The organism is Kolteria novifilia (assembly GCA_007748055.1).
Classification (GTDB): domain Bacteria; phylum Planctomycetota; class Planctomycetia; order Kolteriales; family Kolteriaceae; genus Kolteria; species Kolteria novifilia.
Genome location: CP036279.1, coordinates 4,886,092 through 4,898,483 on the forward strand (window position 1 = coordinate 4,886,092; position 12,392 = coordinate 4,898,483).

Here is a 12,392-nt window from a genome sequence, read left to right on the forward strand (position 1 = left end):
GCGAGGGAGCTTGATTTTAACTTTCAGAAATGCTCGCCAAGTCGGGGAAAAGGGCGTCAACCGCTGTTGACAGGAAAAACTTGGAGAGTTATCCGCCCCACAACCAACTGCAACACACCACGCGACTCAGCGACCGTGCGCCCTCTCCTTGAGAGGACCGTCCTCTCCGCTGAACTCGCCACTTGAAGCCGACACCCGGGACGCGCATTGGACCTTGGATCAGTCGTGGTTTGCTTCGGGGGAAACCGACCACGACAGGAGCGGGGTATCAGGGCGATCGCTTGGCCCCAGGCTGGCGTTTCGTCGTGCTCCAGTTCAACGAGAGTGCTTGGGGACAATTGAAAGGGTGACGGCGTTGCGACGAGCAAGATTCTTCGCCTCCGCGTTAAGCGTGTGCGTCGGCCTGTCGGCGACTGAATTCGCTTGGTCACAGACCAGCCAACCCTCCCAGACGAGGATCGTTGCCGACACGTCCGAACCGGGAGTGGAACTGCGGGAAGGCATTCGGCTCTTCCGCCGAGGCGATTACGAACAGTCGGCCCGTGCATTCCGCGCGGCTCGAGAGGGCGCGACGCGTCTCTCCGAGAAGGACCGAGAAGTCCTGGATGACTTTCAACGCAGGACGCGTGCCGCCCTGCAGTCCCGAGCCCAAGCTCAAGCCGAGCTCGGTGAGGCCGAACGGGCGTTCAAGGCGGGGGATCACACCACCGCCTTCAACCTCGTGAAACGAGTCACCGCGAATCGCTATCTCTCCGAGGAGGAACGCCAACGCGTTGACGCCCTCGGCGAGGAGCTGCGGGGTGACAAGAAGCAAGGCTTCTGGTCGAATGTCTTCCGCCGTCGTGGCGATGACAGCGAGACCGTCACCGTGGAAAAGCCGAAGGTCGAGGAGAGCTCGATCAAAGCGGCTTCCCACGCCGAGATGGTGCCGACGCCGCCGATTCCCTCCCAGGGGGAGACGATGACGCGGACCGCGGCACGCGAACTTCTCGCCAACGGCCGCGAATGGCTCTCCAAGGGTCATCTCGAGCAAGCCGAACGCTTCGCCAAGGAAGCCTCGCGCTACCAAGGCTACTGGCTCTTCGGCGACACGCCCGACAAGCTGCTTCGCGACATCGAAGTCGCTCGCCAGCAGCAGCCGGACGGCAAGGAGACTCAAGGCTACTCCGATGGCAAGAAGGCCAAGCCGTCCAACGGCGCGCCTGCCGAGGAAGCCGAGTCGTCCGCTCCGCGCGGCACCTCCATTCGCAAGAGCGACTCCTCGCCGTCGATCGCTGCGGCGGGATCCTCCAACGAAATCAACCGTCAGCGAGCCCTCAGCCTCTTGCGTGAGGCCCGCCGACAGATGGGAGCTGGTCAGTACGACCAAGCACGGACCCTCTGCTTGCAAGCCAAGCAGCTCAACGTGATGTACCGGCCCTTCGACGAGACGCCGGACAAGCTCCTGGGTTACATGAAGAGCGCCGCGCCCGCTTCGGGACAGCCGACGCCGAAGAACGTCGACCCGGAGAAGGCTCGCCAGCAAGCTCAGTCGTTGCTGGTTCAAGCCGAGTCGAGCCTGCGTCAAGGCAAGCTCGATCAGGCCGAGCAGTATCTGAAGAGCGCCGAGAGCCTCGCCGGCAAGGACGCCAACCTCGGTTGGAAGTCGAGCCAGCTCCGCAAGGGCTTGGCGTTCGCTCGCCAGCAAAAGAACGCGATGAACACCGCCGCGAAGGCGACGGCGTCTTCCGCGCCTTCGCCGAAGAAGCAGCAGGCCATTAAGTTGGTCAGCGAGGCGCGTAAGGCCCTCAACGAAGGCCAGTACCCGCAAGCGGTCGCGCTTGCCCAACGTGCCAAGGCGATGAACGTCACGTTCGCCGACTTCGAGGATTCTCCGGAGCGGATTCTTCAAGCCCACACCGCCCTTCGCAAGCGGACGCAGGATCGTAAGGATCCCCAGTCGGTCCAACGGCGGGTCGCCCAGGCTCGGCACCTCATGCATCGGTCCCGTCGACTGATGAAGGTCGGTCTCCTTGAGGAAGCCGCCCGCGAGGCGCAGCTTGCCGCGGTGCTCAAGGCGCCTCTCGGCAAGGACGAGGAGAAGCCCGAGGATCTGCTCGTCGAGATCAAACGGAAACTTCAGGAGCGTACGGACGCCGGTTTGGCCCAGACCACGCCGACGAGTGCTCCACCGGCCACGTCAATGCCCGCGAGCAACGCTTCGCTCGCCAGCGCCACCAAGCCGACGAGCGACTGGAAGGCTTCCAACCCCGAGGGGGCGGCGATCAAGACGCAGGTCGAGAGCTTGATCCGCGCCGGCAAGCTTCAGGAGGCTCACGGCCTCGCGATGAAGCTGAAGTCGGGCAACTACAACATGCACGGCGAAGCCGACACATTGCTCGAGACGATTCAGAAGGTCGACAACCGTAACAAGGGACTCGCCCTACTGAACAAGGCGAAGGAAGCGATTGATCGTGGCGAGAAGACTCAAGCGAAGGTCTACCTCACCTATGCCGTTCGCTACTCGAATTCGTTCGACGCGACGGAACGGCGGGCTCTCGCGGATCTCTCGTCGATGATCACCACCGGCCAGGCGACACCGTCGACCGCATTGGCTTCGGCCCGCACGACCAAGCCGGCCACCCCGGTCGCAACGCGGACGACTTCGGCCCTGCCCAAGTCCGCGACTCCCGTCAAACCGATTCCGACGTCGACGGCGATCGCGACGAACATGACGGGACAGAGCGGAGCGAGCCGCATTCCGGTTCAAACCGACGCGACTGCCGCGGCGAAGACGGTCCAACCGGTCGTCTCGCTCGAGCCCAAGGCTCCCCAGCAGGTCTCGACCTCCTCGACCAAGCTCGTCGCCCAGGCGAAGAGCCCCGCGAAGATGCCGAGCACCCCGGTGGAAAAGAAGGAATCCAAGCCGGCCACGACCAGCGTCGCGAAGGTGACGCCCAAGACGACGACTCCCGCCCCCAAGGCGACCGAAAAGGAGCAGACCGAGGAATCGGGATCGCTCTTCGGACGGTTCGCCCGCTCGGGCAAGTCGAAGGTCCGTACCGGCATCGGCTCGATGAAGTCGATCTTCGGTGGCAAGGAGAACGAGGCCGAAGCGACCAGCGTCGCCAAGGCGGAGCCCAAGACTCCCACCAAGTCGACCAAGACCAAGACGCCGAGCAAGACGAGCGTTGCCTCGAAGACTCCGGTGACCGAGAAGGCTCCGGGCTTCGCGACAACGAGTTCGCTGCCCGCTCCTCCCACGGCGGTCGCGAACAAGACGGCCAAGCCGGTCAAGACGACAGTCGCTTCGACGATGGCGTCTTCCAAGACCGAGACCGTCGCCCCGACGATGGCGTCTTCCAAGACCGAGACCGTCGCCCCGACGATGACGTCTTCCAAGACCAAGACCGTCGCTTCGACGAAGTCGCCGAAGACCAAGACCGTCGCCAAGGTGGAGTCGAAGCCGGCCAAGTCGACGATGTCGGTCGCGGAGCTACCTCCGCCGCCGCCGATCTTCGGTGGGCTCTCGAAGAAGGCAAGCACGCCTTCGCCGAAGATGCCGGAGACGACGGCCAAGGTCGAGCAGGCGATCGCCCAGGCGAAGACGCCGAAGCGAACCGAATCGCTGCCCAAGCTCGATACCTTCCCGAAGGTCGACAAGGTCGCCGACACCTCGAAGGGGGGAACGACGTCCGACGTCGCCTCGATGAGTGGTGTGAAGACTCTGCCCAAGGTCGACAAGACCTCGGCCCCGGTCGAGAAGGTGGTCGAAACGAGCAAGAGCGTCGCCAAGATGCCGGAAGTCAGCAAGCAAGTCGTGACGTCCATCGCCGCGACGACGCCTGTGGCGAAGCCGGCCAAGGAATCGGCCCCCGCCAGCACCAAGGGCGAGAGCATGATTCCGGTCGAGGCGGCTGGTGCGAGCGAGCCGATCCCGAGCGTCGCGTCCAAGCGGACGCCCGAGGGGATGGACCGCGACGTGGTGCCGACCTCGTCGACGCCCGGTCGACGCAGCATCGCGGATCGTCAACCGGCATTCCAACCGGCCACGGAACTTCCGATCGGTGGTCCGGCGATGGGAGCCAACGACTTCCCGACTCGCTTCACGCAGGGCAAGGCCAGCGTGAGTGATACGGCCCCGGCCCCGGCTCCCAGCGGTACGGCCAAGACCGGGACCGCTCCCGGCGCCACGATCCCGGGAGCTCGGACGACCTCCGATCGCGACTTGATCCAGGAGTCGATCCGACGCGAACGGGTGCTCGCCCAGAAACTGCGTCAGGAGACGATCAACTCGCTGACCCGGGCGGGCCAGCTCTTCACCAGCGAACCCGAGTCGGCCATCGCGCTGCTCGAGTCGACCCGTGCGACGATCAAGGAGTCAGCCCTCAGTTCCGAGCTGACCCAACCGCTGGTCCGCCAGCTCGATCGCCGCATCCAGGACTACCAGAACCAGCGTAAGCGGCTGGAGATCGAGAACATCGCGCAACGTCGTTCCGAGTCCATTGTCGAGGGACAGCTTAACAAGGAGCAGATCGACCTGCAAAAGCAGCAGCAGATCAAGGAGCTCAGCAAGCGGTTCAACGCCCTGATGGACGAGGGGCGCTTCTCGGAGGCCGAGACGGTCGCCTACCAAGTGACCGAGATCGACCCCGACGAGGTGTTCGGCCACGCCGCCCTGTGGCGTGCCCGACTCGCGCGGCACTATCTCCTGATCAACGAGGTCGAGGAGAAGAAGCAGGAAGGGTTCTGGGAAGCGATCTACGAGGTCGAAAAGGCTTCGATTCCGCGATCGGACGCCGAACCCTTGGACTTCCCCGATGCGAAGTTCTGGGAAGACCTGACCACGCTGCGGGCGAAGTACCGCGACGCGGTCGACCTGACCGAGAAGAGCGAAGCGACCCGTCGGATCGAACAGGCTCTCAAGCAGCCGATCGACATCGACTTCCAGGACACGACGCTTCGTGACGCGGTCGAGTTCCTCCAGGACTCGACGGGCGTGAACATCGTGCTCGACCAAAACGGTCTGGATATCCTCGGGCTCGATCCGGATGTCCCCGTGACGCTCTCGCTCCAGGGAGTCTCCCTGAAGAGTGCGTTGCGGCTGATCCTCAAGCCGATGGAGTTGACGTTCCTGATCCAGGATGAGGTGCTCCTCATCACGGATGCCCAGGAAACCGGAAGCGAGCTCGTCACCCGAGTCTACCCGGTGGCGGACCTCGTCATCCCGATCATCGACTTCAACAGTGGCGGCATCGGTCTGGCGGGATCTCTTGGCGGCGGCAACGCCGGTCAAGGTGCTCTCGGCGGCGGTGGCCAAGGCGGTGGCGGCTTGGGCGGAGGTGGCGGCGGCTTCGGTGGAGGCGGCGGCGGCTTCGGTGGAGGCGGCGGCGGAGGCGGTGGCTTCGGCGGCGGCGGCGGAGGCGGTGGCTTCGGCGGCGGCGGCGGAGGCGGCGGCCAGGGTGGTCTCGGCCAGGGCGACACCGGTGAGGACATCGCCGAGGACGTCATGGAGCTCATCCGCACCACGATCGCGACCGACACCTGGGAAGAGAATGGTGGACTCGGTTCCATCGGGTACTTCGAACCCAACCGGAGCTTCGTCGTTACCCAGACCCAGGAGGTCCACGAGCAACTCGCCGACATGTTCACGCAGTTGCGTCGTCTCCAGGACCTGCAGATCACCGTCGAGGTTCGCTTTGTCGACGTGACCGAGGAGTTCTTCGAGCGGATCGGTATCGACTTCGACGTGACGTTCGACAACAACAACGACGACTGGATCATTCAGTCCGATCCGACTGCCAACCAGCTCAGCCCTCCGGGCAACCCACTGCCGTTGGTCAATGCCAACAACGTGGCCCCCGCGGGACCGGGCAACACCGCCCGCGCCGATGGCAACCATGTCCGTGGCGTGACGGTCGGTCGGGATCCGTCGGGTAACTTCCTGCAGAACTTCAACATCCCGGTCTCGCAGTCGTCCTTTGCCCAGGCAACGGTCCCTGCTCTGGCCGGTTTGGGTGACACGACCCTTGGAGGTACCAACTTCGGGATCGCGTTCCTGAACGACATCGACGTCTTCCTGCTGATGGAAGCCGTCCAGGGTGATCGTCGCCAGAACTTGGTGACGGCTCCCAAGGTGACGATGTTCAACGGCCAAACCGCCAGCGTCATCGTCTCGCGTCAGGTGCCGTTCGTCACGGGGGCGACCTCGAATATCTCCGCGGGGGCGGCGGCCTTCGATCCGACCGTCAGCGTCATCAACGACGGTACGACCCTCCAGGTCCAAGCGGTGGTGTCGGCCGACCGACGCTTCGTCCGGATCCAGGTCATCCCGCTCATCCAGTCGATCGAGCCTGGCTCGACGCGACAGATCGAAGTCGGGGCGACCGCGGGTGGCTCGGGACTCGTCGGATCGGCGGGAACGGCGACGGCGACGATCGAACTGCCGACCGTCGCGGTCCAGTCGGTTCAGACGACCGTCAACGTGCCCGACGGCGGAACGATCCTCCTCGGTGGTCTCAAGACGCACCAGGAAGCTCGCAACGAATTCGGCACGCCGGTCCTGAGCAAGCTGCCGTACGTCAACCGTCTCTTCAAGAATGCGGCCAGTGCCCGTATCTCGCGAAGCTTGATGCTGATGGTCACCCCGCGGATCATCATCCTCGAGGAAGAGGAAGAGAAACTCGGCCTGGAAACCACGTTCGGGCTCTAATGGCTCCCGCGTGGTCGATCTGACCGACGTCCAACCAAGCCCGTTCCTCCACATGGAGGGACGGGCTTTTTTCGTTCGCCGCGCGAAGCTCTCCTCCACTCACGGCGCGGACTCGCTAGAACCCCTAGAACCGTCCCGACACCGCGCAACGTTTTGCTCGGAATGGAAACGACGGTCGCACCCAAATCCCTTCATCCGGTAAGCTGCTAGTAGGCTTGGCGGGGTCTCTGCCAACGGAACGTTCTCCCGATCGGAGCGGCGATGTCGCTCCACCCAGGAGGACCGGAACGGTCGAGGTGAACGCGGGTGGAATCGGCCGACGATTGGGTCGGACCGGGATTCCGCGATCGACCGTCGTTTGACGGTGGCTTCTCCCAGGCCCGACGGACTACCATGGTCACAACGAGCTGACACCAGAACGTCCCACTCGGCAGCGCCTCCGCCTCGAGTCTCGCGGACCACCGGCTGCACCTCGGACGTTGGCGTCCAACGAGCCAGCAACGAGAAAGGATCGGTTCCTTGAAACAGGACGTTTACGGCAAGAACGAACTCATCGAGTTCCTCGATCGCAAGGTCTTTCCCGTCCTTGATCGCGCGACGGTCTTCAAGGACCTCGAACCCAACGACAAGGGCTTCTACTACAACGTTCGTTGTCCTCGCTGCAACTTTCGCGACGCCTCGGTCTACAAGTCCGGGTACGTCCTCAAGTGCTACCGCATCAATAAGTGCGGCCACACCGTCTCCCTCGTCGGGTACGTCAACAAAGGCTCCACGCCCAAGACGAGCGAGGAATTCCTCGAAACCGTCAAACGTCTGGCCCAAGCCGCCGGCGTCAGCATGCCACGAAAGCCGTTCCGCGAGGATGTCGTCGAACGAGCCAGGCGGCGCGAGTCACGCCACGCGATCCTCGAGTCGGTAATCGCCGACGGGCAGCGTCGACTCTGGTCTCCCCAGGGGGAGGCGATGCGAAACTACCTGCGCGACGCGCGCGGGTTCTCCGACGATGAAATTCAGGACTTTCAGCTCGGCCTCTTCGGCAAAGTCGCCGAAGTTCGCCAGTCGCTCCAAGAGGATGCCCACGCCTCCGAGGACATCGACAACGTCGGCTTGCTCGACAAGTCGTTCGAGGATCACATCATCGTCCCCTGGGCCGACGAGCACGGTCGCCCGGTGACCTTCTACGCCCGCTGGCCCGGCGAGAGTCCCCCGAAGGGAACGACCAAGAGCACCGGCCTCGCGACTCCCGACGCCGCGCGCGCCTTTCCGCTCTGCTTCAATCTGTCGCTGCGGCATCGACACAAGGACTTGGTCCTCGTCCAGGGCGTCTTCGACGCGTTCATCCTCCAAGCGCGCGGCGATACCCGAGTTGTCGCTAGCGGCGAGGAAGAACTCTCGCGCCCCCAAGTCGAAACGCTCAAACGTCACAAGGTTCGCAGCGTCACTCTCTGCTTCGAATCGGGACGAGGAGGCGACACCGCCCTCTTCGAGTCGCTCAACCGACTCTCCGACGCGGGGATCATGACCTACGTCGCCCCTTCCCTCCCCAACCACCTCGATCCGGAACGCCTGGTTGTCGAGTCGGGCATCGGGGCATGGAAGCAGCATCTGAGCCGCTCGGTGAGCAGCAGTGTCTACTGCGGATTGCGAATGATGGGCGACGTCTCACCCGAGAGTGGGGAGATCCAACGGCGCCAAGCAATCGAAAAAGTGCTCGACTACACCGGATCGCTCCGCGGCGAATGGGCGATCTTGGAGCGAGAGGACTTGCTGCGCTCCGCGGCCGAGCGCACCGGCTATGCGTACGAGCACCTCGTCGACCTCGCCACGCAGCATGGCGTCCGCCGTCATGTCGACAAGGTCCTGCGGGACGCCTTGCTGAAGCTGTCGCGTCCCGAGATCGACGTGCTCAAGCTCGCCCACAAGGTCTCCGTCGATCTCTCGGCGGTTCAGGTCCGCCAGGAAGCTCCCTTGGCGCTTTCGGTCGAACGTCTCGATCGCGAAAGTGCCGAGGGCCCGACCGGCTCTCGCTCGGGATGGCGGGCGCTCGACACGCTGGACATTCGCTTCAAGCCCGGGGAACTCTCGCTGGTCGCGGCGCGTCCCGGGCATGGCAAGACCGCGTTCCTTATCGGGCTTCTGGCCAACTGGATGCGCATGTCCGACGACGCGGGTCGGGACGATTCCTTCATCTTCTACACCGCGGCGGAGCCCGAGGTGCGCATCTACCATCGCCTCCTGTCGATATTGTCGGTCGAGGCGGGCGACGGATGGAGCGTCGGCGAGATCGCCAGCTATCTCCGCGATCCGTCGGTGCGGGAACTCAAGTCGGAGTGGCCCGATCCGAAGTCCCTTTCGGCAGCGAAGGAACGGCTTCGCTCCTGGGAAGGCCGGATCCAGATCGTCTATCGTCCCGCCTGGACAGTCGACGAGATCGCCGCCTACGCCCGCATGCTCAAGGAAAAGGGGCCGATCGGAGGCATCTTCGTCGATTTTCTCCAGCGAATCGCCCCCTCTTCCAATGCCGGCGGGCAAGAGAAGGAGATGGTCGCAATCTCTCGACGGCTCAAGTCGCTCTCCAGCGAAGTCTACGCTCCCGTCGTCGCGGGAACCGAGATCGCCTACGACACCGTGCCGGCCGATGTCCGGACCAAGGTCGGCCGAACCGAACGGTTCAAGGACTCGATCAACATCATTCGTGGCGCGCGCCCGGTCCTCGCCAACCTCCGGGAAGACGGTTCGGATCAAGAGGCCGACTTCGTCCTCGGATTGCTCAACTACGCGGCCGATTACCGCGTTGGCGCCGAAAAGTCGCACGATGTCCCCGACACCACGCTCTTTGAAGTCGGAGCGCTCAAAAATCCCTTCGGCGCGGCGGGTTCCTGGGCCTCGCTCTACTTGATCGGAAAGTACCTCCTCATCCGAGACAATGCCGACGATGCCGGCTAACTTACAACGATCAGGGAGTCGGGTGGGCCATTGGCCCGCCTTTGACGCGCCGCGTCAACACTGGCTGACAAGCCGCCGACGGTATCTTCATGAGTCCTCGAGGTAGACGGACCTCCGAGGCTTCGTTCCCTGCCATCCACGCTCGCGCGGGTCGCGCCATGATCGACCATCTTCCCCAAGGATCGGGATTCATCCATGCAGGCGATTCAATTCTTCATTGTTCCCCGCAATGACGCGTTTCCGGACCAACTGAAGGTTCTCGGCGAAGCCCTTTCCCGCTGGTGCTCCGAACAGCGCGACGTCGGCCTCCGGGCAGTTATCGATGAGGACGCCCTGCTCGATCTGGAAGCGGGCGAACTCCCCAAGCCACTGGCACTGCGACATGAGGAAGAACTATCCACCCACGAGAGCGAGGAGGATTCCTCCTACGAGTCGACGCGGTGGCGTTCGAGCCGTGGACTCTCCGTTTGGCTCTCCCCAGCCAATGTCGGCAAGCAACGACTCGCCAGCAGTCTGCGTGGCAGCCTTCCCGAAGAGACCATCCAGGACGTCCTCGTCGACGGCGAACGCTGGCCTCCTTTCACGGCAACTTGAAAACAGGCGATTCCCGGCGGATACCTGTCAGCAAGTCGTCCGACAAGATTTCCGGCCGCGCTTCCGTATGATTTCCGCCGAAGAGATTGCGCGTCCCCTCAAGCGAGTGAATTTGCCAATGCTCGACGACTCGGAACAAATCGATCCCAAGGAAAGCGAGCAGCTTGCCGGCTGGGGCTGTGTTCTTCTCTACCTGCTCGGCATGCCCGTGCTGTTAGGCGTGATCGGCATCGCCACCGGCATCCTCGAAGCGATCATCGAGGGCAAGATTCACCGCTACACGATCATGACCGGCGTGGGCATCTTTGTCGTCGGAACGGTCGTCTTCTACTGGTTCGGACGCGGTTCCCGCCGCATCGTGGTGCTCGTCCACACCTGGCGAGACCGCCGAAACGCCTCGAAGTGAATCCTGAACCCGAAGCGTCCCGGAAGGTTGCGAGCATTGAACGTTCGACCAACAGTCCGCGTGATCCTCTTCGATCCCCGATCACGGGTTCTCCTCTTTCGTCACCGCGACTCCTCGCCACCCGATCCGCTTCGGCCGTGGCTCATCGAGTACTGGGCGACGCCTGGGGGCGGGGTTGAACCCGGCGAGGACTATCCGACGGCCGCTCGTCGGGAGCTGATGGAAGAAACGGGCTTGGCGATCGAGTTGGGTTCCCAGGTAGCGGTTCGCGAACGCTCCTTTCTCATCCAGGGCGAGGAGACTCTTTTTCGCGAGCGATACTATGTCGCAACGACGCAGGTGGCGGAGATTGACGACAGTGGCTTGAACGCGGAAGAACGCCTCTACGTCGTCGGACATCGCTGGTGGGAACTGGACGAGCTGCCGGAGAGCATACTCCCGGTGATGCCACAGGGAGTCGTCGGTCTCCTGATGCAGCTCGCGGAAGGACGTGTGCCACGCGAGCCGTTACTCCTCGATTCGCGAACCTCATCGTAGAGCCGACATCACACCTTTCGCGCCTTGATCAGTTTGCGCCTCAGGACGTTCGAGCCATCGGTGAACTCGGTCGAACCGTCGGCGGCGTCGAGAATCCCGACAAAGATGTTCATCTTGGCATCAACGTCGTCGGCGAAGTGAACGAGGAGCGCTTCGGGCATCATCGGCTCGCGCGGCGAACCCCATTCCGGCGTCCCCTGATGGGAAAGGATGATGTGCTCAAGGTACTGAAGCAGCTCCGGGTTGAGTTCGGGAATCTCCGCGGCCGCCTCGCGAATCATATCGCGTCCGATGAGAATGTGACCAATGAGGTTTCCCTCGATCGTGTACGCCGCGGTCTCCGTCCCCCAGGAAAGCTCACGCAACTTGCCGATATCGTGGAGCAGACAGCCCGCGATGATCAGGTCGGCATTGAGCGGCGGCTCGAGATCGGGGTAGTACGCTTGGTACTTCTCCGCGAGGTAGCGGCCCGTCGCGACGACCGAGACGGTGTGCTCGATCAAGCCGCCACGATAGGCGTGATGATTCCTCGAGGCCGCGGGACAGCTCTTGAGTTCCTCCTCGTGTCGCTTGAGCAGGCCGAGGACGAGCTGTCGTAGTGGCTCATCGCCGATCGACTCGGCATCGGCGATCATCTGGTCGAAGAGTTCGTCGACGTTGAATCGGGTCGAGTGCACGAAGGCGTCGGGATCGTAGCCATCGGCCGCGTCCTCGGGAACCGCCGGGCGAATGTTCTGAATATCAATTTGCGATCCGTAGCGTTCGTGTTCGGAGTAGACGCCGCGAATCTTAAAGTGCTGCCCCGACTCCCACTCCCCCTCGCAAGGTTCGAAGAGGGGGCTATTCTCCCAGACCGGAACGCTCACCGAACGGGTCTGGTCCCGAAAGCGAAGCGAATAGAACGGCTTGCCGTCGCGCGTCGTTCGGCGGGTCTTCTCGACCAGCAGGACGAAGAAGTCGCCCTGTTGCCCGGGCCGCATCTCACCGAGAATCACCTTCTCTACCACAGTCCCCTCCGAAGGGCGGAAGCTATCCAGTCGTCACGATCCCCATGACTCAATCAGCTCCCCGAGATTACCTTCTTTGGGGTCGAAAACCCAGCCTTCCTCGGCGTGAGAGGGTGCCTAATCATCACAAGCGTTTCGGTCATACCTCGAGTTGTCATTGGAGAGGGGAAATCTCGCCTCGGCATCTCGACTTCCCACTTGGGTCGCCACT

The 12,392-nt window shown here is 63.2% G+C and carries 6 protein-coding genes; 5 read left to right on the forward strand and 1 reads right to left on the reverse strand.

Features of this window, described 5'->3' with window-relative positions:
- The first annotated feature begins 355 nt into the window (after positions 1-355).
- The 5 genes from Pan216_RS17935 to Pan216_RS17955 all read left to right on the forward strand — a co-directional run bounded on the left by Pan216_RS17935 (position 356) and on the right by Pan216_RS17955 (position 11,174).
- The gene (locus tag Pan216_RS17935) at positions 356-6,691 is read left to right on the forward strand and encodes a hypothetical protein (protein WP_145259966.1); all 6,336 of its coding nucleotides are present in this window, start codon (positions 356-358) and stop codon (positions 6,689-6,691) included.
- A gap of 519 nt (positions 6,692-7,210) precedes the next feature.
- The gene (locus Pan216_RS17940) at positions 7,211-9,637 is read left to right on the forward strand and encodes a DnaB-like helicase C-terminal domain-containing protein (protein WP_145259967.1); all 2,427 of its coding nucleotides are present in this window, start codon (positions 7,211-7,213) and stop codon (positions 9,635-9,637) included.
- A gap of 195 nt (positions 9,638-9,832) precedes the next feature.
- A complete protein-coding gene (locus Pan216_RS17945; RefSeq protein ID WP_145259969.1) occupies positions 9,833-10,231 on the forward strand; it encodes a hypothetical protein in 399 nt (132 codons plus the stop codon).
- A gap of 118 nt (positions 10,232-10,349) precedes the next feature.
- Positions 10,350-10,637 (forward strand): hypothetical protein, encoded by a 288-nt coding sequence (locus Pan216_RS17950; protein ID WP_145259971.1) that lies wholly within the window; start codon positions 10,350-10,352, stop codon positions 10,635-10,637.
- Between the two features lie 36 nt (positions 10,638-10,673).
- Positions 10,674-11,174, forward strand: a complete 501-nt coding sequence (locus Pan216_RS17955; protein ID WP_419192679.1) for an NUDIX hydrolase — start codon at positions 10,674-10,676, stop codon at positions 11,172-11,174.
- A gap of 8 nt (positions 11,175-11,182) precedes the next feature.
- Here the strand turns inward: Pan216_RS17955 and Pan216_RS17960 are convergent, their stop codons facing one another.
- Positions 11,183-12,181 (reverse strand): 3'-5' exoribonuclease YhaM family protein, encoded by a 999-nt coding sequence (locus tag Pan216_RS17960; RefSeq protein ID WP_145259975.1) that lies wholly within the window; start codon positions 12,179-12,181, stop codon positions 11,183-11,185.
- Positions 12,182-12,392 lie beyond the last annotated feature (211 nt).